Source organism: Sphingomonas sabuli (assembly GCF_014352855.1).
GTDB classification, from domain to species: Bacteria; Pseudomonadota; Alphaproteobacteria; order Sphingomonadales; family Sphingomonadaceae; genus Sphingomicrobium; species Sphingomicrobium sabuli.
In genome coordinates this window covers 1,341,105-1,364,152 of the sequence record NZ_CP060697.1, presented here as the reverse complement: position 1 = coordinate 1,364,152, position 23,048 = coordinate 1,341,105, and the positions used below count along the sequence as shown (strand labels likewise).

At 66.8% G+C, this 23,048-nt stretch carries 30 protein-coding genes; 5 read left to right on the top strand and 25 right to left on the bottom strand.

All coding sequences use genetic code 11. The features are described from left to right. Positions 1-20 precede the first annotated feature (20 nt). Positions 21-1,820 carry an AcrB/AcrD/AcrF family protein gene (locus H8M03_RS06860; RefSeq protein ID WP_187478743.1) on the top strand — a complete coding sequence of 600 codons (1,800 nt, stop codon included), beginning with the start codon at positions 21-23 and terminating at the stop codon, positions 1,818-1,820. Here the strand turns inward: H8M03_RS06860 and H8M03_RS06855 are convergent. From H8M03_RS06855 to gluQRS, 9 genes are read right to left on the bottom strand one after another with little or no spacing between them, the layout of a single operon-like run. Then, complete coding sequence (locus H8M03_RS06855; RefSeq protein WP_187478742.1) at positions 1,817-2,449, bottom strand: MarC family protein; 633 nt, start codon at positions 2,447-2,449, stop codon at positions 1,817-1,819. The genes H8M03_RS06860 and H8M03_RS06855 overlap by 4 nt on opposite strands. Next, entirely contained in the window at positions 2,446-3,111 is a 666-nt protein-coding gene (locus tag H8M03_RS06850) for a hypothetical protein (protein ID WP_187478741.1), read from the bottom strand. The genes H8M03_RS06855 and H8M03_RS06850 overlap by 4 nt, the downstream gene beginning before the upstream one ends. Next, positions 3,108-3,998, bottom strand: coding sequence for a bifunctional methylenetetrahydrofolate dehydrogenase/methenyltetrahydrofolate cyclohydrolase FolD (folD, locus tag H8M03_RS06845; RefSeq protein WP_187478740.1), 891 nt, complete (start codon positions 3,996-3,998; stop codon positions 3,108-3,110). The genes H8M03_RS06850 and folD overlap by 4 nt, the downstream gene beginning before the upstream one ends. Continuing rightward, on the bottom strand, positions 3,995-4,297 hold the full coding sequence (locus H8M03_RS06840; protein ID WP_187478739.1) for a YggT family protein: 303 nt from the start codon (positions 4,295-4,297) through the stop codon (positions 3,995-3,997). Before H8M03_RS06840 ends, folD begins: the two co-directional genes overlap by 4 nt. Before the next feature lie 35 nt (positions 4,298-4,332). After that, positions 4,333-5,313 carry an L-histidine N(alpha)-methyltransferase gene (egtD, locus tag H8M03_RS06835; RefSeq protein WP_187478738.1) on the bottom strand — a complete coding sequence of 327 codons (981 nt, stop codon included), beginning with the start codon at positions 5,311-5,313 and terminating at the stop codon, positions 4,333-4,335. Continuing rightward, positions 5,267-6,508 (bottom strand): ergothioneine biosynthesis protein EgtB, encoded by a 1,242-nt coding sequence (gene egtB, locus H8M03_RS06830; RefSeq protein WP_187478737.1) that lies wholly within the window; start codon positions 6,506-6,508, stop codon positions 5,267-5,269. The genes egtD and egtB overlap by 47 nt, the downstream gene beginning before the upstream one ends. Beyond that, on the bottom strand, positions 6,484-7,041 hold the full coding sequence (locus tag H8M03_RS06825; RefSeq protein WP_187478736.1) for a cob(I)yrinic acid a,c-diamide adenosyltransferase: 558 nt from the start codon (positions 7,039-7,041) through the stop codon (positions 6,484-6,486). The genes egtB and H8M03_RS06825 overlap by 25 nt, the downstream gene beginning before the upstream one ends. After that, a complete protein-coding gene (locus H8M03_RS06820) occupies positions 7,041-7,247 on the bottom strand; it encodes a twin transmembrane helix small protein (RefSeq protein ID WP_187478735.1) in 207 nt (68 codons plus the stop codon). The genes H8M03_RS06825 and H8M03_RS06820 overlap by 1 nt, the downstream gene beginning before the upstream one ends. 10 nt (positions 7,248-7,257) lie before the next feature. Continuing rightward, a complete protein-coding gene (gene gluQRS, locus H8M03_RS06815; protein WP_187478734.1) occupies positions 7,258-8,100 on the bottom strand; it encodes a tRNA glutamyl-Q(34) synthetase GluQRS in 843 nt (280 codons plus the stop codon). 172 nt (positions 8,101-8,272) lie between these two features. Here gluQRS and H8M03_RS06810 point away from each other — a divergent pair, with 172 nt between their 5' ends. Then, the gene (locus H8M03_RS06810) at positions 8,273-8,839 is read left to right on the top strand and encodes an HNH endonuclease (RefSeq protein WP_187478733.1); all 567 of its coding nucleotides are present in this window, start codon (positions 8,273-8,275) and stop codon (positions 8,837-8,839) included. Between the two features lie 42 nt (positions 8,840-8,881). Beyond that, complete coding sequence (locus H8M03_RS06805; RefSeq protein ID WP_187478732.1) at positions 8,882-9,436, top strand: response regulator transcription factor; 555 nt, start codon at positions 8,882-8,884, stop codon at positions 9,434-9,436. On the opposite strand, the gene H8M03_RS06800 is transcribed toward H8M03_RS06805, so the two are convergent. Both H8M03_RS06800 and H8M03_RS06795 read right to left on the bottom strand, forming a co-directional pair. After that, a complete protein-coding gene (locus H8M03_RS06800) occupies positions 9,433-10,293 on the bottom strand; it encodes a UTP--glucose-1-phosphate uridylyltransferase (RefSeq protein ID WP_187478731.1) in 861 nt (286 codons plus the stop codon). The genes H8M03_RS06805 and H8M03_RS06800 overlap by 4 nt on opposite strands. A gap of 10 nt (positions 10,294-10,303) precedes the next feature. Beyond that, positions 10,304-10,657, bottom strand: coding sequence for a hypothetical protein (locus H8M03_RS06795; RefSeq protein ID WP_343070828.1), 354 nt, complete (start codon positions 10,655-10,657; stop codon positions 10,304-10,306). 48 nt (positions 10,658-10,705) lie between these two features. On the opposite strand from H8M03_RS06795, the gene H8M03_RS06790 reads away from it, so the two are divergent. Next, the gene (locus tag H8M03_RS06790; protein WP_187478730.1) at positions 10,706-11,275 is read left to right on the top strand and encodes a TlpA family protein disulfide reductase; all 570 of its coding nucleotides are present in this window, start codon (positions 10,706-10,708) and stop codon (positions 11,273-11,275) included. Here the strand turns inward: H8M03_RS06790 and H8M03_RS06785 are convergent. From H8M03_RS06785 to mddA, 4 genes are all read right to left on the bottom strand, one after another. Further along, on the bottom strand, positions 11,235-12,203 hold the full coding sequence (locus H8M03_RS06785) for a DMT family transporter (RefSeq protein WP_222931857.1): 969 nt from the start codon (positions 12,201-12,203) through the stop codon (positions 11,235-11,237). The genes H8M03_RS06790 and H8M03_RS06785 overlap by 41 nt on opposite strands. A 91-nt stretch (positions 12,204-12,294) precedes the next feature. After that, on the bottom strand, positions 12,295-13,119 hold the full coding sequence (gene dapD / locus H8M03_RS06780; protein ID WP_187478729.1) for a 2,3,4,5-tetrahydropyridine-2,6-dicarboxylate N-succinyltransferase: 825 nt from the start codon (positions 13,117-13,119) through the stop codon (positions 12,295-12,297). Continuing rightward, the gene (locus tag H8M03_RS06775) at positions 13,116-13,784 is read right to left on the bottom strand and encodes a pyrimidine 5'-nucleotidase (protein ID WP_187478728.1); all 669 of its coding nucleotides are present in this window, start codon (positions 13,782-13,784) and stop codon (positions 13,116-13,118) included. The genes dapD and H8M03_RS06775 overlap by 4 nt, the downstream gene beginning before the upstream one ends. Before the next feature lie 47 nt (positions 13,785-13,831). Continuing rightward, entirely contained in the window at positions 13,832-14,581 is a 750-nt protein-coding gene (gene mddA / locus H8M03_RS06770; protein ID WP_187478727.1) for a methanethiol S-methyltransferase, read from the bottom strand. A gap of 139 nt (positions 14,582-14,720) precedes the next feature. Here mddA and H8M03_RS06765 point away from each other — a divergent pair, with 139 nt between their 5' ends. Further along, positions 14,721-15,965, top strand: a complete 1,245-nt coding sequence (locus H8M03_RS06765; RefSeq protein ID WP_187478726.1) for an alpha/beta fold hydrolase — start codon at positions 14,721-14,723, stop codon at positions 15,963-15,965. An 11-nt stretch (positions 15,966-15,976) separates the two neighbouring features. On the opposite strand, the gene H8M03_RS06760 is transcribed toward H8M03_RS06765, so the two are convergent. The 10 genes from H8M03_RS06760 to H8M03_RS06715 form a co-directional block, all read right to left on the bottom strand. Continuing rightward, on the bottom strand, positions 15,977-16,288 hold the full coding sequence (locus H8M03_RS06760; protein WP_187478725.1) for a hypothetical protein: 312 nt from the start codon (positions 16,286-16,288) through the stop codon (positions 15,977-15,979). Positions 16,289-16,325: 37 nt separating this feature from the next. Continuing rightward, positions 16,326-16,685, bottom strand: a complete 360-nt coding sequence (locus H8M03_RS06755; protein ID WP_187478724.1) for a HesB/IscA family protein — start codon at positions 16,683-16,685, stop codon at positions 16,326-16,328. A gap of 112 nt (positions 16,686-16,797) precedes the next feature. Next, positions 16,798-17,268, bottom strand: a complete 471-nt coding sequence (locus H8M03_RS06750; RefSeq protein ID WP_187478723.1) for an SUF system Fe-S cluster assembly protein — start codon at positions 17,266-17,268, stop codon at positions 16,798-16,800. Between the two features lie 10 nt (positions 17,269-17,278). Further along, the gene (locus tag H8M03_RS06745) at positions 17,279-18,472 is read right to left on the bottom strand and encodes an aminotransferase class V-fold PLP-dependent enzyme (protein WP_246448769.1); all 1,194 of its coding nucleotides are present in this window, start codon (positions 18,470-18,472) and stop codon (positions 17,279-17,281) included. Further along, positions 18,469-19,203, bottom strand: a complete 735-nt coding sequence (locus H8M03_RS06740) for a SufD family Fe-S cluster assembly protein (protein WP_187478722.1) — start codon at positions 19,201-19,203, stop codon at positions 18,469-18,471. The genes H8M03_RS06745 and H8M03_RS06740 overlap by 4 nt, the downstream gene beginning before the upstream one ends. Further along, positions 19,204-20,016: a Fe-S cluster assembly ATPase SufC gene (gene sufC / locus H8M03_RS06735; RefSeq protein WP_187478721.1), complete on the bottom strand. Its 813-nt coding sequence runs from the start codon at positions 20,014-20,016 to the stop codon at positions 19,204-19,206. A gap of 10 nt (positions 20,017-20,026) precedes the next feature. Next, positions 20,027-20,425, bottom strand: coding sequence for a hypothetical protein (locus H8M03_RS06730; RefSeq protein WP_187478720.1), 399 nt, complete (start codon positions 20,423-20,425; stop codon positions 20,027-20,029). A 168-nt stretch (positions 20,426-20,593) separates the two neighbouring features. Next, positions 20,594-21,058: a hypothetical protein gene (locus H8M03_RS06725; RefSeq protein ID WP_187478719.1), complete on the bottom strand. Its 465-nt coding sequence runs from the start codon at positions 21,056-21,058 to the stop codon at positions 20,594-20,596. Next, positions 21,055-22,524, bottom strand: a complete 1,470-nt coding sequence (gene sufB / locus H8M03_RS06720) for a Fe-S cluster assembly protein SufB (protein ID WP_187478718.1) — start codon at positions 22,522-22,524, stop codon at positions 21,055-21,057. Before sufB ends, H8M03_RS06725 begins: the two co-directional genes overlap by 4 nt. Next, entirely contained in the window at positions 22,521-22,949 is a 429-nt protein-coding gene (locus tag H8M03_RS06715; protein ID WP_187478717.1) for an RrF2 family transcriptional regulator, read from the bottom strand. Before H8M03_RS06715 ends, sufB begins: the two co-directional genes overlap by 4 nt. Positions 22,950-23,048: the final 99 nt, after the last annotated feature.

Genomic DNA, 23,048 nt, shown 5'->3' with positions numbered 1-23,048 from the left:
GGACAGCTACACCGCGAAACATGTCCGAGCGCAAGGATGACATCGTGATCGGCCGCGTCCTCGCGTTCCTGGAACGGCACTGGATGGTGCTGGTGCTGGCCGCGTGGATGCTGTTCGCCGCCTGGTTCCTGGCCAAGGGCTGGTCGACCGCTTTGGCCTTCGGGCTGGGCGACACCGACGACAACATGCGCATGTCGCAGGCGCGCGCGCTGCTCGCGGGGCAGGGCTGGTTCGACCTGCGGCAATATCGGCTGAACCCGCCGTTCGGGGCCGACATCCACTGGAGCCGGCTGGTCGACCTGCCGCTTGCAGCGATCATCCTGCTGACCCGCCCGTTCATCGGCGGAGCGGATGCAGAGCGCACGGCCGCGGCCATTGCTCCGATCCTGCCGTACCTGGTACTGTTGTTCGGCATCGCGCTGACCGCCCGGCGGCTGGTCGATCCACGCGCCTTCCTCCTGCCGCTGATCGCAATGGTCGTCGCCGGACTGGCCAATTCGATGTTCATGCCCGACCGCGTCGACCACCACGGCTGGCAGCTGGCACTGCTGTCGATCAGCATCGCCGGACTGGCCGACCCGAAGCGCGTGCGCGGCGGGCTGACGCTGGGCGTGACCACGGCGCTGTCGTTCGCGATCGGGCTGGAAATGATCATCTACCTCGCCATCGCGGGCGCGGCGGTGGCCCTGTTCTGGGTGGTCGACGCGGGCGAGCGGCGGCGCGCCATCGCTTACGCGGCCAGTCTTGGCGGCGGAGTCGCCTTTTCCTTCCTGGTCTTCGCCTCCGACGCCAACCGGCAAGCCGTGTGCGACGCGCTGTCGCCGGTGTGGCTGTCCGATCTGTTGCTGGCCAGCGCGCTGCTGCTGGTGCTGGCCTGGCTGTCGCCCGCGGACTGGAAAAAGCGGCTGGCGCTGGGCGCTGGCGCGGCGGTCGTCCTTGCGGCTTTCCACGCTCTGGCCTGGCCGCATTGCCTGACCCGGCTGGAGGGCGTGTCGCCGGAAGTCTACGACCTGTGGCTGAGCAAGGTGCGCGAGGCGCGGCCGATCTATCGCCACGGCTGGCAGACGGCGAGCGTCATCCTGGCGTTGCCGGTGACGGGGCTGATCGGCTGGACCCTGCTGGCCTGGCGCAACCGGATCGACGCCGACCTGTTCCGCCGCACCATCGCCGCGGCGCTGCCCGCCATCACCGCCTTCGGCCTGTTGTTCTGGCAAACCCGGACAGGGCCGGCCGCGCAGGTGCTGGCGGTGACCGGAGCGGTCGCGATCGTGTGGGTGCTGGCGCCGATCTTCGACCGCAGCAGCCAGCCGCTGATCCGGACGCTGGGCGTGGCGGCGGTGGCACTGATCGGCTTTGGCGCCGTGGTCCCGCTGGCGCTGCAGATGGCGCCGGCGAAGACCACGACCAAGCGGGAAGTGCAGATCAACCGGGCCAACCGGCTGTGCAACTTCATCGGCTCCTACCGCGACGTCGGGCGGCAGCCGAAGGGCGTGGTGTTCACCTTCGTTGACCTGGCGCCGCGGCTGATCACGGTCACCCACCACGATTCGATCATTGGCCCGTATCATCGCAACGGGCAGCAGATCGTCGACGTGATGCGCGCGTTCCGCGGCACGCCGGACGAGGCGCGCGCGATCTTCGCGAAGTATAAGGCCGACTATCTGCTGACCTGCCCGGACAGTTCGACCACGACTATCTTCCGTTCGGAAGCGCCGAAGGGCTTTTATGCCCAGCTGAGCAAGGGCGAGGCGCCGGGCTGGCTGACGCCGGTCCCGCTGGCGGACAAGTCGCCGTTCCGGATGTGGCGGATCGCCCGCTAGGCGGCGAGGCCGGGCAGACTGCGTTCCAGCCCGTCGAGCACGAACTGGGCGGCGAGGGCGGCAAGGATGACGCCGAGCAGGCGGGTGATCATCGCTTCCAGCTTGTGCCCGATCAGCCGCATCAGCGGGCCGGCGGCAAGCAGGGCGATCAAAGTCAGGACGATCACCGCGGTCATCGCGCCCATCACCACGGCCAGTTCGATCGTCCCGTTAGCGCGCGCGGTCAGCAGCATGATCGACGCGATCGAGCCGGGACCGGCGATCATCGGGATGGCCATCGGGAACACCGACACGTCGTCCGCCTCGGGCGTGCCCTCGATCTCCTGCGCCCGCTGCTCGCGCCGTTCGGTGCGCTTTTCGAACACCATTTCCAGCGCGATGATGAACAGCATGATCCCGCCCGCCAGCCGGAAGGCGCTGAGCGAGATGCCGAGGATTTCGAGCAGGGGTTCGCCGAGCAAAGCGAAGAAGACGAGGATGCACCAGGCCACCATCGCCGAGCGGATCGCCATGGCGCGGCGATGCGCGGCCGACGTGCCGCTGGTCAGCGATGCGAAGATCGGCGCGCAGCCGGGCGGATCGATGATCACCGCGAGCGTGATGAACGCGGTGGTGAACAGCTCGATCATTGCGGCTTGGGCGGAGTCGCTGGCGGCGCCTGGATGACCTCGTCAAGCACCGTCGCATAATCGGCGCCGTTCCACAGCTTGGCGGTCATGCGGCGGCGGCCGCCGGCTTCGACCTTCCATTCGTACAGCAAGGTGCCGTCGGCGGACCGGCCCTGTCCGGCATCGGCCGGTGCCTGCCCGGCGATGCGTTCGGTCGGCTTGACCTCCGCGCGATAGGCGGCGGGGATTTTCGCCTTGCCGGTGCAGCTTGCCGCGTGGATGCGCGGCGACTTGGGCAGCGCTATCGGCGTGTCCAGCGAATCGCCGCCGTCGTAGATCCAGCGCCAGCCTTCCTTTTGCTGCATCCATACGGTGGTGAAGAAGCCGGTCGCCTTGCCGTCGCTCAGGTACCACGGGCCGCGGTTGACCGCGGTACGCTTGTCGCAGGACACCCAGCTGTCGGCGGGCGCCCAGTGCAGCACCTCCTTCGGCTCCTTGGCGTCCTTGAGCAGTTCATGGGTCCAGACCGCATTGGGATTGAACATCACGCTGTCGGCGGTCGACCATTTGCGGAAGGCGGCCCACTGGCCGATCTGGTGCGCTTCGGCTTCGAACGCGCGTTCGGCGTCGACCGCGGTTACGGGCGCGGCGGCGGCGGCAAGCAGAAACAAGGCGGTGATCATAATCCCTCCGGGTCGGGCAGTCCCGCGCGGCGGTGCGCGGCGACGACCGTGTTGCGCAATAGCATGGCAATGGTCATCGGGCCTACGCCGCCCGGCACCGGGGTAATCGCGGACGCAACCTCGGCCGCTTCGTCATAGGCGACGTCGCCGACCAGCCGGGTCTTGCCCTCTTCGGCGGCGGGCACGCGGTTGATGCCGACGTCGATGACGGTCGCACCGGGCTTGATCCAGCTGCCGCGGATCATTTCCGGCCGCCCGACCGCGGCGACGACGATGTCCGCGCGGCGCACGACGTCGGGCAGGTCGCGGGTGCGCGAATGGGCGACGGTGACGGTCGCGCTTTCGCCGATCAGCAGCATGGCCATCGGCTTGCCGACGATGTTGGAGCGGCCGATGACCACCGCGTCCTTGCCGGCAAGGCTGCCCAGTTGCTGCTTGAGCAAATGGAGGCAGCCAAGCGGCGTGCAGGGCACCAGCCCGTCCAGCCCGGTCGCCAGCCGCCCGGCATTGACCGGGTGGAAGCCGTCGACGTCCTTGGCCGGGTCGATCGCGGCAATGACGCGGTTGGCGTCGATGTGCGCGGGCAACGGCAGCTGGACGAGAATGCCGTCGACGCGGTCGTCGGCGTTGAGCTGGTCGACCAGCGCCAGCAGCTCGGCCTCCGAAATAGTGTCGGGCAATGTGTGGGAGAAGCTTGCCATGCCCGCTTCGCCGGTCGCCTTGCCCTTGGAGCGGACGTAGACGGCGCTGGCCGGATCCTCGCCGACCAGCACGGTGGCGAGGCCCGGCGCGCGGCCGGTACGGTCGGTGAAGACGGCCGCCGCGTCGGCGACATCGCCGCGCAGCGCCGCCGCGACCGCCTTACCGTCGATCCGCGCTGCGGTCATAGGGTCCCGGTGTAGAGGCTGGCCTCGGCACCCGCGAGCAGCATGTCGACGATGCGGATCAGCAGCAGCAGCACCAGCGGCGAGAAGTCGATGCCGCCGAAATCCGGCAGGACGGCACGGATCGGCCGGTACAAGGGCGCAGTGATTTTTTCGAGCGCGAGCGCGATCGAGCGGACCACGCCGCTGCTGGTGTTGACCACGTTGAAGGCGACCAGCCAGCTGAGGATGACCTGGATGATGACGATCCAGGTCAGCACCGACAGCAGCAGGTGGGCGATATTGAAGAGAGCGTGGAGCATGGCGGACGCTTAGCCGCAGTGCCCGATGGCCGCAATCAGGGGGCGAAGCGGTTGGGCTGCGCCTCGGCGAGGATGAGCGAAAAATCGCCGCCGGGCGCTTCCCATTCGCGCAGCGGGGTCCAGCCGCCGGCGAGCAGCAGCACGCGCGCGCCGCGCTGGCCGTATTTGTGGCTGTTTTCGGTGTGGATCGACTGGCCGGCCGTGAAGGCGAACGCCTGTCCGTCGACGGTGAAGTCGACGTCGCGCGTGGCGACGAGGTGCATTTCGATGCGCGACAAGATGTCGTTCCAGCGCGCCTCGTGGGCGAAGGCGTCGACCGGGATGGTGCCGTCGAGCTCGCGGTTGATGCGGTCGAGCAGGTTGAGGTTGAAGGCGGCGGTGACGCCTTCGGGCTCGTCATAGGCCGCGACCAGCCGTTCGACCGGCTTGACCCGGTCCATGCCGATCAGCAGCAGCGCACCGGTGCCGAGCAGGTCGCGGAAATGGCGCAGCAGGTCGGTCGCGCTACGAGGGACGAAGTTGCCGATGGTCGAGCCGGGGAAGAAGCCGAGCTTGGCCATGCCGTCGACCGTGGCGGGCAGGTCGAACGGGCGGGCGAAATCAGCGGCGACGGGCAGGACCGCAAGGCCGGGCACGACCTTGCGCAGGTCGGCCGCACTCTGTTCGAGGAAATCGCCGCTGATATCGACGGGGACATAGGCCGCCGGGTCGATCGCACGGAGCAGCGGCGGGGTCTTGGTCGACGATCCCGCGCCGAATTCGACCACCGCCAGCCCGTCCGGGATGACGGTTGCAAGTTCCGGCAGGATTTCGGCCAGCAGCGCGCCTTCCGTCTTGGTCGGGTAATAGCTGGGCAGTTCGGTGATCTGTTCGAACAGTTCGGACCCGCGATGGTCATACAGCCAGCGCGCGGGAATCGCCGGGATCGACGAGGCGAGCCCGGCGAGCGCGTCGGCCTTGAACTGCGGATCAGGAGTCGCGGGCAAGCCTAAGCCCCGTGAACTGCCACCGCGCATGCGGGGGGAAGAAATTGCGGTAGGTGGCGCGCGAATGGCCGCGCGGCGTCGCGCAGCTGGCGCCCTTGAGCACGAACTGCCCGCACATGAACTTGCCGTTATATTCGCCGACCGTGCCTTCGGCCGGGACGAAGCCGGGATAAGCGGCAAAGGCGCTTTGCGTCCATTCCCAGACGTCGCCGAAGATGTCGCCCGGCGCCTTCGGCATCACCGCCTCGGCGCGGTCGAGCTGGTTGCCGATATTGGGATCGGCGGAAGCGGCGAAATCTTCCCATTCGGCCTCGGTCGGCAAGCGCGCCCCGGCCCAGCGGGCGAAGGCGTCGGCTTCGTAATAGGACACGTGGGCGACCGGCGCCGCGGGATCGAGGTCGACCACCCCGGCAAGGGTGAAGGCCAGCCCTTCGCCGCGCCAGTAGAGCGGGGCGTGAACGGCTTCGCGGTTCACCCAGTCCCAGCCTTCCGACAGCCACAATGACGGCTTTTCATAGCCGCCGTCGTTGATGAAATCGCGCCATTCGCCGTTGGTGACCGGGCGGCTGGCAATGGCATGGGGGTGCAGGATGGTGCGGTGACGCGGCGTTTCGCTGTCGAACGCGAAGCCGCCGCCGTTTGCCCCGATCTCGACGATGCCGGTGCGGCCGGGCAGGAAGCTGAGCGGTTCCGGCGCGTGGCAGGGCGCAGCATCCGCCTTGGCATAGACGGGATTGGTCGGGTTTTCCGCCAGCGTGGCAAGGATGTCGGTAAGGAACAGTTCCTGGTGCTGCTGTTCGTGATTGATGCCGATTTCAACCAGTTCGAGCGCCGCCGGTCCAAGCGAGCCGAAGGCGTCGATGACCGCCGCGTCGACATGGGCGCGATAGGCGCGAACCTCGTCGAGGGTAGGGCGGCTGATCATCCCGCGCTTGGGCCGGTCGTGGCGCGCGCCTTCCCCGTCGTAATAGCTGTTGAACAGGTAAGCGAAGCGGTCGTCGAACGCGCGATAGCCCGCGACATGATCGCGCAGGACGAAGGTTTCGAAGAACCAGCTGGTGTGCGCCATGTGCCATTTGGCGGGGGACGCGTCGGGAAACGGCTGGATCGTCGCATCGGCGTCGGACAAGGGCGCGGCAAGCTCGCGGGTCAGCGCGCGAGTCGCGGCGAAACGCTCCGCAAGCGCGGTCGCGGGCTCGTCTAGCGGGTTTCGCCGGGTCGCCAAAGAATGTCTCCGCCCTGTGTTGCGGCAACGAACCGCGCTGCAACGAACAGATGGTCGGACAATCGGTTCAAATATGCGAGCGCGTCGGGGTTGATCGGATCGTCCGCGTTCAGTGCCACGGCGGCCCGTTCGGCGCGGCGGACGACCGTCCGGGCGAGGTGCAAGGCGGCGACTTCGACCGACCCGCCGGGCAGGATGAAACTGGTCAGCGGATCGAGGTCGGCGTTCATCGCGTCGATATCGCGTTCCAGCCGCGCAACCTGCGCCGGGACGATGCGCAGCGCGCCGTCGATCTCGCCCGGGGTGGCGATGTCGGCGCCAAGGTCGAACAGTTCGTTCTGAACGGTGCGCAGCTGCGCGGCGAGCGGCTGGTCGCCAAGCGACGCGATGGCCAGCCCGACGGCGGCATTGGCCTCGTCGACCTCGCCGATCGCGGTCATGCGCAGGCTCGACTTGCTGACCCGCGATCCATCGACCAGCCCGGCGCTGCCGGTATCGCCGGTGCGGGTGTAAATCTTGTTGAGCTTGACCATCAGCTCCCGGACGCGCCGGCAGCGAGCAGGATCAGGACGACGAGGATGATGGCGATCGCCTGGAACATGACGCGCTTGCGCATCCACATCTGCTGCTTTTCGCTGGATCCGACATTGCCCTGCGCCATGGTGACGACGCCGCGGACGAGGACATAGGCGGTCGCGGCCATGGCGAGCACCAGCAGGATGATGAGAAGGACGTTCATGCAGGCCTATTTAGGCCACCGCCAGCCGAAAACCAGACGGGACTAGTCCGGTACGCAGGTCCTCGGCCAGCGCGGGCCCGTCGACGCCGGTGTCGCGCAGGGCGGCCAGCGTCGGCGCGCGGTCGCGCTTGGCCAGGCGGCGGCCATCGTCGGTCAGCACCAGCCGGTGGTGGAAATAGGCCGGTTCGGGCAGACCGAGCAGGATTTGCAGCAGCCGCTGAACCGGGGTCGAGGCGCGCAGGTCCATGCCGCGCACCACCAGGTTCACGCCGCTTGCCGCGTCGTCGACCACGCAGGCGAGGTGATAGGCGGCCGGCGCGTCCTTGCGGGCCAGGATCTCGTCGTCGAAATCATCGGCCGACGCGTGCAGCGTGCGGTCGTTGTCGGTCCATGCCGGCGGCGGCACCCGGGCCAGGGCCTTGCCCGCGTTCAGCCGCCAGCTGTGCGGATCGCGCGCCCGCCGTTCCGGATTGTCGGGCAAGGCGCGGCACGTCCCGGGATAATGGTCGGGCCGGGCATGCGGTGCGGACAAGGCGGCGGCGATGTCGCCCCGGCTGCAGAAGCAGGCGTAGACCAGTCCCATGTCGCGCAACCGGTCGAGCGCGGCGCGATAGGCGTCGGTCCGTGTCGACTGGACGACCGGATCGCCATCCCAGTCGAGGCCGAGCCAGCGCAGGTCTTCGACGATGCCGTCGACGAATTCGGCACGGCTGCGGGTCTGGTCGAGGTCCTCGATGCGCAGCAGGAAGCGGCCGTCATTTTCCCGCGCCACGCGATGCGCCTGAACCGCGCTGTAGGCGTGGCCAAGATGCAACGGACCGGTCGGCGACGGGGCAAAGCGGGTGGTCAACATCGCAAGCGCTATTGACCGCGAGTCTGGAGAAGTGTTGTCATGGTCCTGTCACGCCGGGATGGCATCCGGCAGGGCACAAGGGAAGACGGGCCCGAGCGACCCATCCTCTCCTTGCGTGCGACAGGGGCCGGGGTGATCTCGTTGGGGCAGACGAGGAGGTCATTGCCCGCGCATGTATCATCCCGAGCCGATACGCCATCCGGATGGCTGCCCAGCCCTGGTCCTCAACGCCGATTACACGCCATTGTCCTATTTCCCGCTGAGCCTGTGGCCGTGGCAGACGGCGGTGAAGGCGATGTTCCTGGAGCGGGTGGACGTGGTCGCCCATTACGACCGCGAAGTGCACAGCGCGACGATGGCCTTGAAGCTGCCGTCGGTGATTGCGCTGCGCCAGTTCGTCCGGCCCAACGAATATCCCGCCTTCACCCGGTTCAACCTGTTCCTTCGCGACCGTTTCCGCTGCGTCTATTGCGGGTCGCACAAGGAATTGACCTTCGACCATGTCGTGCCGCGCGCGCAGGGCGGCCGGACAACGTGGGAGAATGTCGCCACCGCTTGCGCGCCGTGCAACCTGCGCAAGGGCGGCCGCACCCCGCGCCAGGCCGGGCTGCACATCGAACGCGAGCCCATTCGGCCGACCAGCTGGCAATTGCAGGACCATGGCCGCAGCTTTCCGCCCAATTACCTCCACGATACGTGGCGCGATTACCTGTACTGGGACGTCGAGCTCGATCCGTAGGTTTAGCCGCGCGTTAACCATTTCCGTTTAGCGCAAGCGGTCATGGAATTCGCCTTGCAGATGCGCAGCGTCAGCGACCAGCCCCGCGTGCTGGTGGTGGAACGCAACCGGACTTATCTTGGCGTGCTCGCGCGGCGGCTGGCTGAGTTCGGCTATCGCGTCGCAACCGCCGACAATGCGCAGGCCGCGCTGGCCGAGATGTATCGCATTCCGGTCGACCTGGTGCTGGCCGACGCCAACCTGCCCGGGACCAGCGGGATCGAACTGGTGCGGATGATCCGCCATGACCCGGTCCATGCGCCGATGCCGGTGCTGCTGGTGGTCGGCCGGTCGGAATCAAGCGCGGCGGTCGATGCGCTTCGCGCCGGCGCCGACGGCGTGGTTCGCAAGCCGTGTCATTTCGACGTCCTGGGCGCGACCATCGCCCGCCAGATTGAGCGGGCCGACGCGGTCAAGCGGCTGGCCGGGGACAAGGCCGCGCTGGATGCCAAGATCATCAGCCGCGTGATCGAACTGCGCGAGGCGCAGGAGGAGTTGCGCCACAGCGAGGCCGAGCGCCGGCGGCTGGCCGCGATCGTCGAGGGCAAGGCCGCCTAGCGGCGGTCGAGGAAGTCCCGCACCGCCGCGCCGGTATCGGCCCGGCCCAGCGCCACCGCGACATTGGCAAGGACGAAGCCGGTCGCACTGCCGCAATCATGGCGTTCCCCGGCGAAAGTCCAGGCATGGAACGGCTGCCGCCCGATCAGCTTGGCCATCGCGTCGGTCAGCTGGATTTCGCCGCCGGCGCCGCGTTCCTGGCTGTCCAGTTCCTGCATCACTTCGGGCTGCAGGATATAACGGCCGGGAAGCATCAGGTTGGACGGCGCGGTCCCCGGCGCGGGCTTTTCGACCAGGCCGCGGATCTCGGTCAGGCGGCCGTCGCTCGTGCCCGGGTCGACGACGCCATATTGATGGGTTTCGTCGGCCGGCACTTCGAACGCCGCGACGACGTTGCCGCCGACCTTTTCATAGGCCTGGATCAGCTGCTTGAGGCAGCCCGGTTCACCGAGCATCAGTTCGTCGGGCAGCAGCACCGCAAAGGGTTCGTCGCCGACGATCTCACGCGCGCACCACACCGCGTGGCCAAGGCCCAGCGGCTGCTGCTGGCGGACGGACACCAGTTCGCCGAACCCGGCCTGCGAGGGTTCGAGCACGCCAAGGTCCTTGCCCTTGGCGCGCATCGTCGATTCCAGTTCGAACGCGATGTCGAAATAATCGACCAGCGCCGACTTGCCGCGGCCGGTGACGAAGATCAGCTGCTCAATCCCCGCTTCGCGCGCCTCGTCGACGGCATATTGGATGAGCGGGCGATCGACGATCGTCAGCATCTCCTTGGGCGTGGTCTTGGTCGCGGGGAGCAGGCGGGTGCCCAGCCCGGCGACCGGGAAAACGGCTTTGCGGATCGGCTTGGTCATGCGGGCAATGCTACTCGGGAATGGTCGGGTTGTCGTCGGCGCCGGGATTGTCGTCGTCGGTGGTCTCGACGGTCGCGGCGGGCGCCTGTCCGCTCGGCGGCGGCAGGTCGAAGCGGTCGGACCGGCGCGGCGCGGACCGTTTCATCAGTTCGTCGACGCGATCCGGGTTGGCGTAGGCCGGCGGCGTGAGCAGGTCTTCGGGCGTCGGCACCGCGCGCGCCATCAGCGGCTTGACCGGCAGGGCGCTGCCTTCCGCCGGGCGAAGCTCGCCGCGGCTGCCGCAACCGGCCAGCGGCAGGGCGGCAAGGGCAAGCAAGATCAGCGGCCGGGTCACGCCCTGCGGACTAGCGCCAAGCTCGGGCATGTGCCAGCCGCTTGTGCGCCCGGCCGCCGCTCCCTATCCGCCTGAACCATGAACCGATGGACGATTCTGGCGGCCGCGGTGCCGCTCGCCCTGCTTGGCGCGTGCGGGGAGAATGCGGCGGACGAGCCGGTGGAACAGGTGGCGGGCGTGCCGGCCAAGGGCCTCGACCGAAGCCATGCGGGCACGCCGATGCCCGACGTCGAAATCCTGGCCCCGGACGGCAGTACCGAAAGCCTGGCGGATGCCGAGCGGGTGCCCATCCTGCTCAACCTGTGGGCGACCTGGTGCGCACCGTGCAAGAAGGAGCTGCCGACACTCAACGCCTTGGCGCGCAAGCATGACGGGGACGGGGCGCTGGCGGTGATCGCGGTCAGCCAGGACGTCGGCCCGCAAACGTCGATCGAAGCCGCGCTCGCCGAACTCGGGGCCGCGGACCTGGGCGCTTACCAGGATCCCAAGATGGCGCTGACCAGCGCGCTTGGCGTGCAGGTGATGCCGACGACCGTGCTCTACGATGCGTCGGGCCGCGAGATATGGCGGTATGTCGGCGACCTCGACTGGGCCGGCGCCGAAGCGGCTAAGCTGCTCGCCGAGGCCGGCCGCCCCGCAGCCAGCTGAGCAGCCGCCCGTCGATCGCGGCGAGACCGAGCGCGATCAGCCCGAGGCCGGCGAACTGGTTGATGCTCAGCCGTTCGCCCAGCACCGCCGCGCCGACCAGGATTGCGATCGGCGGGACAAGCAGCGTGACGAGCATCGAATTGGTCGCCCCGGCGCGCTCCAGCAGCCGGAAGAAGACGATGTAGGCGAAGGCCGAGCAGACGAGCGCCAGCACCGCGACCGCGCCCCAGGCCTGCCACGAGGTGGGCAGGGAATCGAACGGCTGTCCGAACAGCAGGGCGACGGGGGCGAGCATGATCGCCCCGGCGACGAATTGGCCCGCCGCCAGCTGGAGCGGGGCGACGCCCATGGCCTGGAAACGGCGGGCAAAAATGCCGGCCAGCGCGTAGAGCAGGGAGCCGACGAGGCAGGCGAGCTGCGCCACCAGGTGATTGCCGCTGTCGCCGACGATCTGCGGGCCGATCATCACCGCGACCCCGGCAAAACCGACCAGCACGCCGACCAGGCGGCGCACGACCAGTTTTTCGTCGACGGTCAGGAAATGCGCCGCCAGCACGGCGAAGATCGGAGTCGTCGCCTGGAGAATGGCGGCAAGGCCGCTGGCGATATGCTGCTGGCCCCAGCCGAACAGCATGAAGGGGACGATGTTGTTGAGGATGGCGAGGATGGCGATCGCGCCCCACACGCGCCACGGCAGGCGCAACGGACGGCCGAGCAGGGCAAGCCCGCCGGCCAGGGCGGCGGCGGCGATGACCAGCCGGAACCACACGTAGGTGACCGGCACGAAGTCCTGCACCGCGACCTTGATGAACAGGAAGGCCGAGCCCCAGATCAGCGCCAGCAGGCCGAGCATCGCCCATTCGGTACGGCCCATCGGCGCCGCCGCGGCGGTTGCCGCCGGCGGTGCGGCGGGACGAATATCAGTCATGGCGCCATCGCGGGGAGACATAAGCCGTGCCTAGACGGCGCAGCCCGTCCCGCCCAATCAAAGCGGCGCGGCAACCGATAAGGCGAGCTTATCAGTCCCGCAGCAATTCGTTGATGCTGGTCTTCGACCGGGTGCGTTCGTCGACGCGCTTGACGATCACCGCGCAGGCCAGGCTTGGCCCGCCCTTGTCCGACGGCAGCGCGCCGGGCACGACGACCGAATAAGCGGGGACGCGGCCGTAGCTGACGGCGCCGGTCGACCGGTCGACTATCTTGGTCGACGCGCCCAGGAACACGCCCATCGACAGCACCGACCCCTGTTCGACGACGACGCCTTCGGCGACTTCAGAACGGGCACCGATGAAGCAGTCATCCTCGATGATCACCGGCCCCGCCTGCAACGGCTCGAGCACGCCGCCGATGCCGGCGCCGCCGGAGATATGGACGTTGCGGCCGATCTGGGCGCAGCTGCCGACCGTCGCCCAGGTGTCGATCATCGCCCCTTCGCCGACGCGGGCGCCGATATTGACGAAGCTGGGCATCAGCACGGCATTGGGCGCAACGAAGGCGCCGCGGCGGACGATTGCCCCGGGCACTGCGCGAAAGGCGGCGGCCCTGAATTCGGCCTCGCCCCAGCCGGCGAACTTGGACGGCACCTTGTCCCACCAGCTTGCACCGCCCGGCCCGCCGCCGATCAGCTCCATCGGGTTGAGCCGGAAGGACAGCAGAACCGCTTTCTTCAGCCACTGGTGAACGACCCAGTCGCCGTCTTGCTGTTCGGCGATGCGGGCCTCGCCGCTGTCGAGCGCGGCGATCGCCGCCTCCACCGCGTCGCGAACCTCGCCCCGTGTTTCGCCGCCGATCGTGTCACGCTGTTCCCAGGCGTTGTCGATCACCTGCTGGATGTCGGAATTCATGATGCCTCCCCGAGAATGTCTTCCAGCCAGTCGCTGACGTCTTCGATACGATGGTCGATGAAATCGCCGTGTCCGTGCGTACCGCGTTCGGACCCGTTGTCGACCCACACCGTGGTCATGCCCAGCGCTTTCGCCGGGGCCAGGTTGCAGGCGATGTCGTCGGCGAACAGGGCCCGCGCCGGGTCGATACCGAACCGTTCGCACAGCAAGGCATAGCCGTGCGGGTCGGGCTTGGGCTTGTAACTGCTGGCGTGGATGTCGTGCATGTCGTCGAAACGGTCGGCGATCCCGATGCTGTCGAGCACCCGCCCGGCGTAATTGGCGTCGCCGTTGGTGAAGATGAACTTGCGGCCGGGCAGACGATCGAGGCTGGCGGCAAGCCGGTCGTTGCGCTCGATCCGGTCCATCGGAATGGCATGGACGTCGGTGAGGAAGTCGGTCGGGTCGACGTCATGTTCGGCCATGAGCCCCGCAAGCGTCGTTCCGTGCGCATGGAAATGCGCCTTCTGCACCCGGTGCGCCTCGATCGCATCGCAGTCGAGCAGGCGGCGGATATAAGCGTTCATGCGCTCGTCGATCAGCGTGAACAGGCCGGTCGACGCCGGGTACAGGCAATTGTCGAGGTCGAAGATCCAGTCGTCGACGCGGTCGTATGGCGGCTTCATCTGCCGCGCGCCTTAGCGGCTATGCTTGCTCCCGCAAATGCAGCGCGTCAGGCGCGCCGGCCGAAACGGGGCAGCAGCATGCCGACCCGGCCGCGATACTCCTCATATTTGTCGCCGTGGAAGCCGACCAGGTCGCGTTCCTCGTAGCCGATGGCGATGATCATGTAGGCGGACATGCCGATCGCCAGCACGAGGTGGCTGACGGTCATCGTCGGCACCGCCCAAAAGGCGAGCATGAAGCCCAGGTACAGCGGGTGGCGGACGAAACGATAGAGGAAGGGTGTGCGGAACTGCGGCTCCTCGAACTTGCGGTTGCGCAGCCGGAACCAAGCCTGTTGCAGGCCGAACAGTTCGAAATGGTTGATCAAAAAGGTGCTGGTCAGGACCGTCAGCCAGCCGGCCCAGAACACCAGCCAAATCGGACCGGACAGGAGCGTGCGCGACAGGTCCCAGATGACGATCGGCACCGCTTCCCAGAAGCGGAACAGGATGACGAGGATCAGGCTGGCGATCAGCACGTAGACGCTGCGTTCCGCATAAGGCGGAACGACGCGCGTCCAGGCCTTCTTGAACCCCTGGCGCGCCATCACGCTGTGCTGGATGCCGAACAGCGCGATGAGGGCGACATCGATGGCCAGCGCGCCGGCGACCGGCAGGGTCGTCGGCGGCGCGTTGACCGTGCGCAGCGTCACCGACCCAAGGCTGAAGTCCCCGACGAACAGGATCAGGTAGAGAAAGGTCGCGAAAAAGACGGCGTAGGCGAAGATGGCGAAAACCAGGGTCAGCGCACGGGACATTGCCACTTTCCTTACCTGTATCGGGCGGGAAGGAGCGTAGCGCAGAGTCCGCCAAGGCCAATGACCGCGTCGCCGAATTTATTGATCGAAACGCCGGACGCAGCTAGTTTTCCATCTCGATCGCGCGTGCCGGAGACCCATGTCCGCCAACGTCATAACCGCCGGTTCGCACCCCCTGGACGCTTCCGGGTCCCGCCCGGTCGAAGACGCCGCGGTGCGCCGCGCGCTTGATGTGATCCACCGGCATTATGCCGAGCCGTTGCAGGTCGAACGACTGGCGCGGGCGGCCGGCGTATCGCGCACGATCCTTGCCGAACGGTTCGTGCGTGCCGTCGGCGAACCGCCGATGCGCTATTGCGGCCGCTGGCGGCTGCATGTGGCGGCCGGGATGCTGGCGACGGAGAAGCAGAGCATCGCGGAGGTCGCCTTCGCGGTCGGCTTCACCAGCGAGGCCGCCTTCAACCGCGCCTTCAAGCGAGCGTACGGCCAGCCGCCCGGGCGCTGGGCCGACCGCCATCGCCCGTCATCCAAGCCGGGGCGCGCCGGACAGGCCGTCCTCTATTGCCGGGCGCGCGACGGCACCCGCCTGGCCTGGTCGGCCGCCGGCCGCGGGCCGCCGCTGGTCAAGACCGCCAACTGGCTCAACCATCTCGAATTCGACTGGGAAAGCCCGCTGTGGCGGCCGTGGCTGGAAGAATTGACCTCGACCAACCAGCTGATCCGCTATGACGAGCGCGGCAACGGCATGTCCGACTGGGACGCGTCGGACTTGTCGTTCGAAAAGCTGGTCGACGATCTTGAAACGGTGGTGGATGCGGCCGGGGTCGAACGTTTCGACCTTTTCGCAATCTCGCAGGGTGCGCCGGTCGCCGTCGCTTATTCGCTGCGCCATCCCGGACGGATCCGCCGAATGGTCCTGCTCGGCGGTTATTCGTGCGGGTGGCGGCATCGGCTATCTGGCGACGACCTTGCTCGCCGCGAAGCCATGGTCACCCTGACGAAGACCGGCTGGGGCAGCGACAACCCTGCTTTCCGGCAGATGTTCACCAGCCTGTATATCCCGGACGGCTCGGCCGAGCAGGCGCAATGGTTCAACGAACTGCAGCGGGTGTCCGCTTCTCCGGAAAATGCCGTGAGACTGCAGCACGTGCTGGCGACCATCGACGTGCGCCCGATGCTGGCGCGAGTGTCGGTCCCGACCCTGGTGCTGCACGCTACCAACGACAATGTCGTGCCGATTTCCGCCGGACGAGTGCTTGCGGATGGCATCCCGGGCGCACGCTTCGTCGAACTCGACAGCCGCAACCACGTGTTGCTGGAACATGAGCCGGCGTGGCCGCATTTCCTGCGGCTGATCCGCGAATTCTACGCTGGCGAAGACTGAACGGCGACGCGCTAGCGCGTCTGGCCGGAGCGATACTCGACCACGCTCATCGGGACTTCGCAGCCGTCCACGGTGCGAAACACCGCCATGTAGCTGTTGGCGTCCGGCAGGTCGGTCAATTTCTTCGGCGTCACCGGCGTGTCGCGCCAGGCCGGGCCGGACTCGGCCTTGGCCGCTTCCGCCTTGCGGCATTCCTGGCCGGTTGCCGACCAGGCGCTGGCGATTGCGGCGGGCTCCGTGACCGTGGGCGCCTGCGGCGGCGGGCCGGCCAGCGAGGCTTGCGGAATGAGGACCGCGAAAGCGGCGGGAATCACGTAACGCATGACTGCCTCCATCGCCGGGCAGCATAGCATCGGGGGGTCAGACGGTGAAGCTTTCCCCGCACCCGCACGACCCGGTGGCGTTGGGATTTTCGAACACGAAGCCGGCGGCGAAGTCGTCTTCGCGCCAATCCATCACCGATCCGATCAGGTACAGGACCGACGCGCGGTCGACGTAAAAGATGCCGCCGGGCGTTGCGATCTTCTCGTCCGCCGGATTTTCCTCGCTGACGTAGTCAACCGAATAAGCGAGGCCCGAACAGCCTCGGCGCGGGGTCGACAGCTTGACGCCGATGGCGCCGTCGGGCGCGCGCGCCATCAGGTCGGCAACCCTCGCATTGGCCGAATCGGTCAGCGTGATTGCTGCCGGGCGCTGCCGGATTTTCGTTTCCTTGTTCACATTCGAACTCCAGACATTCGTTCGTGCCGAGCGCAGTCGAGGTGCGCCGGCGCGACCGTCCACGGCGCGCCCCTCGACTTCGCTGGGGACGAACGGCGTGTGGGATTGAGTTTCACAGCATTCCCAGTTCGAGGCGGGCTTCGTCGCTCATCTTGGACGGGTCCCAGGGCGGGTCCCAGACCAGGTCGACCTTGGCGTCGCGCACGCCCGGCACCGACAGGACGCGCAATTCGACCTCGCCCGGCATGGATTCCGCAACCGGACAGTGCGGCGTGGTCAGCGTCATGGTGACCAGCGCGTCCCCGTCCGCGTCGACCGCGACGTCGTAGATCAGGCCGAGCTCATAGATATCGACCGGGATCTCGGGGTCGTAGATCGACTTCAGCGCCTCGACGATCCGTTCCTTGACCTCGGCATTGCCGCTATCGCCGGCGGGCGCGGTTTCGGTCTCCCCGGCAAGGAAGCCGGCCAGATAGTCGCGCTTGCGATCCAGCTTTTCGCCGGCGCTCTCGGGCACGCGGCCGCGGGGCGGCGGCGTCACCGCCTCCACTTCCTCGACCTCGATCTTGCGTTCCTCGTTCATGCCTGTTCGCTCACCTGGCAAAAATCCGTTTCACTTGCTCGACCCCGCGGACCAGCGCCGCGACATCGCTGCTGTCGCTATGCGCGGCAAAGCTGGCGCGGGCGGTCGCCGCGACGCCGAGCCGGTCCATCAGCGGCTGCGCGCAATGGTGGCCGGCACGGACGGCGACGCCCGCGTCATCCAATATGGTGGCGGTGTCGTGCGGATGCACCCCGTCGACATTGAAACTGACGATTCCGGCGCTGTCGTCGGGTCCGTAGAGGGTTACGCCGCCAAGGCCGCGCAGGGCTTCGCGGGTCTCGGCCACCAGGGCGCATTCGTGCGCGTGGATGGCGTCCATCGATAGGTCCTGCGCCCAATCGATTGCCGCGTGCAGGCCGATCGCGCCGACGATGTGCGGCGTGCCCGCCTCGAACCGCTGCGGCGCGTCGAGATAGGTTGTCTCCTCGAACGTCACCCGGTCGATCATCGACCCGCCACCCTGCCATGGCGGCAGCGTGTCGAGCAGCTCGGCGCGGCCCCACAGGCAGCCGATGCCGGTCGGCCCGTACAGCTTGTGGCCGGAAAAAGCGTAGAAGTCGCAACCCAGCGCGGCGACATCGACCGGCAGGCGCGGCACCGCCTGGCATCCGTCGAGCAGCAACAATGCGCCCTTCGAATGGGCGATATCGGCGGCGCGCCTGGCATCGAGCACGGCGCCGAGCACGTTCGACACGTGGGCGAAGGCGACGACGCGGTGATCGTCGGAGATTATTTCCGCCGCAGCGTCGAGATCGATCCGGCCGTCGCCGGTCAACGGCACGACATCGACCGCGTAACCGGCCAGCTGCCACGGGACGATATTGCTGTGGTGTTCCAGCGCGGACAGCAGGACGCGGGTGCGGCCTGCGCGCGGCAAGGCGCGGGCGACGAGGTTGATCGCCTCGGTCGCGCCGCGGGTGAAAACGGTCTCTTCCGCCTGGCCGCCGATCAGCGATGCGGCGGCCCCGCGCGCGGCCTCGTAACGGGCGGTCATCGTGCTCGACCGCTGATAGATGCCGCGATGGACGGTGGCGTATTCCGGCCCGTAGGCCTGGGCGATGGCGTCGATCACCGCCTGCGGCTTCTGCGCGGTCGCGGCGCTGTCGAGATAATGCCAGTCGCCGACGCCGGGAAACTGGCCGCGCACGTCGAGCATGGATTTGATGCGGGTGGGGGCGTTCATGCGGCGACCTTGCGCAGCGCGGCGCGGGCGGCGTCGCGGATGGCGTCGTCGGCCTCGTCGAACAGGCCCATGACGAAGCCTTCGACCAGCAAGGCGCGCGCCTCCGCCGGCGGCAGGCCGCGCGACTGCAGGTAGAATAATTGCTGCGCGTCCAGTTCGCCGACCGTTGCCCCGTGCGCACACTGGACGTCGTCGGCGAAGATTTCGAGTTCGGGCTTGGCGTTGGCGGTCGCGCCGCGGTTCAGCAGCACGGCCTTTACCGATTGCACCGCGTCCGTTTTCTGCGCGCCGCGCGCGACTTCGATGCGGCCCATGTAGGTGCCGGTGGCGGTATTGCCGAGCACCGAGCGAATGATCTGGCGCGAGCTTCCGTCGGGCTCGGCGTGGCGCATCACGGTGACGATTTCGTTGGTCGACTTGCCGCTGCCGATGTTGGCGGCGTGAAGCTCGAACCGCGCGCCCTCGGCGGCGTCGATCTCGATCTCGATGCGGCCAAATTGCGCTGCGCAATTGAGCGCGAACAGGCGCAGCGTCGCGCCCGCGCCAAGCGTGATTTTCGCGCGCCGCACCTGCACCGCCTCGTCGCTCGGCAACCAGATTTGCTGCACCTCCTGCTGCGCAGCAATCGCAATCGCTTCCGGTTCGGACAGCTGCTCCCAGATTGGCTGCAATGCATCGAGGTCGGCGTAGCGCCAGGCCTCCTGCGCGCGAGTGGGGAAAGGCGCGGTCATTTACGCGGCGACCTCGGCATAGCCTTCACGCTCAAGCGTGCGGGCCAGTTCGATATCGCCGGAGCGCGTGATCCTGCCGGCCTGCAATACGTGCACGCGGTCGGGGCGGACGTGCTCGAGCAGGCGCTCGTAGTGCGTGATCAGCAGCACGCCCTTGTCGGCCTTGCGCATGATGCGGTTGATGCCTTCGCCGACGATCCGCAGCGCGTCGATGTCGAGGCCGCTGTCGGTTTCGTCGAGGATCGCGAACTTGGGGTCCATGATGCCCATCTGCAGCATTTCCGCGCGCTTCTTCTCGCCGCCGGAAAAGCCGACGTTAACCGGCCGCTTGAGCATCTCCGCGTCCATGTCGAGCGCGGCTGCCTGCGCGCGGGCAAGCTTGATGAAATCGGCGCCGGACAGCTCCCCTTCGCCGCGCGCTCGGCGCTGCGCATTGAGGCTTTCGCGCAGGAACTGCAGGTAGCTGACGCCGGGGATTTCGACCGGATACTGGAACCCGAGGAACAGGCCGGCGGCGGCGCGCTCGTGCGGTTCCATTTCAAGCAGGTCGAGACCGCCTCCACCGTTCGTGCCGAGCGAAGTCGAGACGCGCCCCTCGACTTCGCTCGGGACGAACGAAGGGGGAGAGAATGTCGCCGACCCATCGGTCACGTCATAGCCCGGTCGCCCAGCCAGCGTGTAGGCCAGCGTCGACTTGCCCGACCCGTTCGGCCCCATGATCGCGTGCACTTCGCCCGCAGGCACGTCGAGCGTCAGACCCTTGAGGATGGGCTTGTCCGCTACGGTCGCGTGGAGGTTCGTGATATTCAGCATCAAAAATTGCTCATCGGTAAAAGAAGTCCAAGCCGCTCGTGCTGATTCCGGTGATCACGGCAAGACTGACGGCAAGCAGGGCGAAAACCCCCCACGCCACCGCCAGGCAGCCGACCATCCGCCCAATCGTGCCGAAGCACGACATTTCCAAATGGCTGGACCGAAAGTATCCGATCAGCCGAGCGGCCAGGACGCCGTTTGCAACCAGCAGGCTGACGATCGTTGACCAGCGGACCTCCGGTTCCTCGAACGTCGGCGCGTCGCGTGTCGCGTAAAAGAACGCCAACACGCACAGCGCCATTCCGACACTTCCGAATGCGGCGATCGCGCGCTTGTACCAAGGTACGCCGGGGTGCCCGAACATGAGGAACAGTCCCAGCGCCATCTGTGCCGCGAACAACACCGCCATCGTGTCGAAAAAGAGGCTCAACAACGATCTCCTTGAAACTGATGCCGACGGGCATCTGCATCTCGACGGCGAACTCCATCGGCAGCTGCTTGAGCACCTCGCGCGCGAGGCCGTTGTGGATCGGCCTTTCCGCAACGGTCGCGTGGAGGTTATCGATTTGGAGCAACATCAATCGATCCAAAGATTCTCATTGGAGGCCTCACGAACCATTTGTGCTGCGAAGTCAGCCCGCCCGTGGCTCTCAGTTTGATTTTCAAACCCATAGCCGCCGAAGCCATTGATTAACGCGGCCGCGATATACAGGCCTGCCCTAATTTCGTCCGCGTCTGAGCGAAACGTGAGTGTAAGAAACTGATCGCCATTTTGAATGGCAAATGTGCCAACCGCAGCTTGCGCGATGTAGCCAAACAAAGACTGGGGATCGTCCGCGTCCTTAGCCTCTTCGACTTCTGCTTCGATGATGACGGGCCGACCTTCGAACTGGACAGCAAGCTCGCGCGTTGGAGCGTCGAAATTGCCATCCGAGAGATCGCGTAAACGAACCGGATATTCGAAGCGGTCAATCGCCTGTTGAAGAGCGATTGATGAAGGCCAAGCCTTTGCAGGCACTGCGACAAAATAATCGAAGCTCATCCGACCGACCCTTCGAGCGAGATCCCGAGGAGCTTCTGCGCCTCGACGGCGAACTCCATCGGCAGCTGTTTCAGCACCTCGCGGGCGAAGCCGTTAACGATCAGGGCGACGGCGGCTTCGGCGTCGAGGCCGCGGCTCATCGCGTAGAATAATTGGTCGTCGCTGATCTTGGACGTGGTCGCTTCATGTTCGATCTGCGCGGTCGGGTTCTTGACCTCGATATAGGGCACGGTGTGGGCGCCGCAGTCGGGGCCGAGCAGCAGGCTGTCGCACTGGGTGAAGTTGCGGACGTTTTCGGCCTTGGGCAGCACGCGGACGAGGCCGCGATAGGTGTTGTCGCTGCGGCCCGCGCTGATGCCCTTCGACACGATGGTCGAACGGGTGTTGGCGCCGATGTGAATCATCTTGGTGCCGGTGTCGGCCTGCTGGCGATTATTGGTCAGCGCGACCGAATAGAATTCGCCGACGCTGCTTTCGCCCTTGAGGATGCAGCTGGGGTATTTCCAGGTGATCGCGCTGCCGGTTTCGACCTGCGTCCATGACACCTTGGAGCGGTCGCCCGAGCAGAGCGCGCGCTTGGTGACGAAGTTGAAGATGCCGCCCTTGCCCTCGGCATCGCCGGGGTACCAGTTCTGGACGGTCGAGTATTTTATCTCCGCGTCCTCGTGGGCGAAAATCTCGACCACCGCCGCGTGCAGCTGGTTTTCGTCGCGCATCGGCGCGGTGCAGCCTTCGAGATAGCTGACGTAACTGCCCTTGTCGGCGACGATCAGCGTGCGCTCGAACTGGCCCGTGTTCTCCGCATTGATGCGGAAATAGGTGCTCAGCTCCATCGGGCAGCGGACGCCTTCGGGAATGTAGACGAAGGTGCCGTCGGAAAAGACCGCGCTGTTGAGGCAGGCAAAATAATTGTCGCGCTGCGGCACGACGCTGCCGAGATATTTGCGGATCAGGTCGGGATATTCGCGGATCGCCTCGCTGATCGACAGGAAGATGACGCCCGCCTTTTTCAGCTCCTCGCGGAAGGTGGTGGCGACGGACACGCTGTCGAACACCGCGTCGACTGCGACCTTGCGCGCCCCTTCGACCCCGGCGAGCACCTTCTGCTCCTCGATCGGAATGCCGAGCTTCTCGTAGACGCGCAGGATCTCCGGATCGACCTCATCGAGGCTGCCGAGCTTGGGCTTCTTCTTCGGCTCCGCGTAATAATAAGCGTCCTGGTAATCGATCGCCGGGATGTCGAGCTTGGCCCAGTCGACCTCCTCCATCTCCAGCCAGGCGCGATAGGCCTTCAGCCGCCACTCGAGCATCCATTCGGGCTCGTCCTTCTTGGCCGAAATGAAGCGGACGATGTCCTCGTTCAGACCCTTGGGCGCGAACTCCTGCTCGATGTCGCTGGAAAAGCCCCACTCATAATCCTTGGCGATCTTTTCCTTGATCTCGCGGTTCTTGACGGGCTCGTTCATTGGGCGAGCCCCCCGGCGGATGCCGGACTACAAAGCGACGTCAGCGGGACGGCGTTGAGCGCGCCGCGCACGGCGTTGCCAACCACACCCATGTGCGGCTTGATCCGGCAATGGGCGTCGAGCGCGCAATCCTGGTTCTTGCCGTCCGAACAGAGCGTCAGGACGATCGGCCCTTCCACCGCCTCGACGATGTCGGCCAGGCTGATGTCCGCCGCCGGGCGCGCCAGCGAAAAGCCGCCACCGGCCCCGCGCACGCTGGTCATCAGGCCCGCGCCGCTCAACTGGCTCATCAGCTTTTGCGCAGTCGGCAGGGGGACGCCGGTCTCCGCCGCCAGTTCGGTCGCACTCAGCCGTCCGCCCGGCTCGCGGCGGGCGGCAGCGGTCATCAAAACGACCGCATAATCGGCAAGGTGGCTAAGGCGCATGGGTAAATCGGAGCTTTCCAGTCCGATTTAGTGCGTTGCGTGATGAAACTCAACCTTTCGGTGACGGCGGCGTTGGCCGCAGCTAAAGGCGAAATTAAC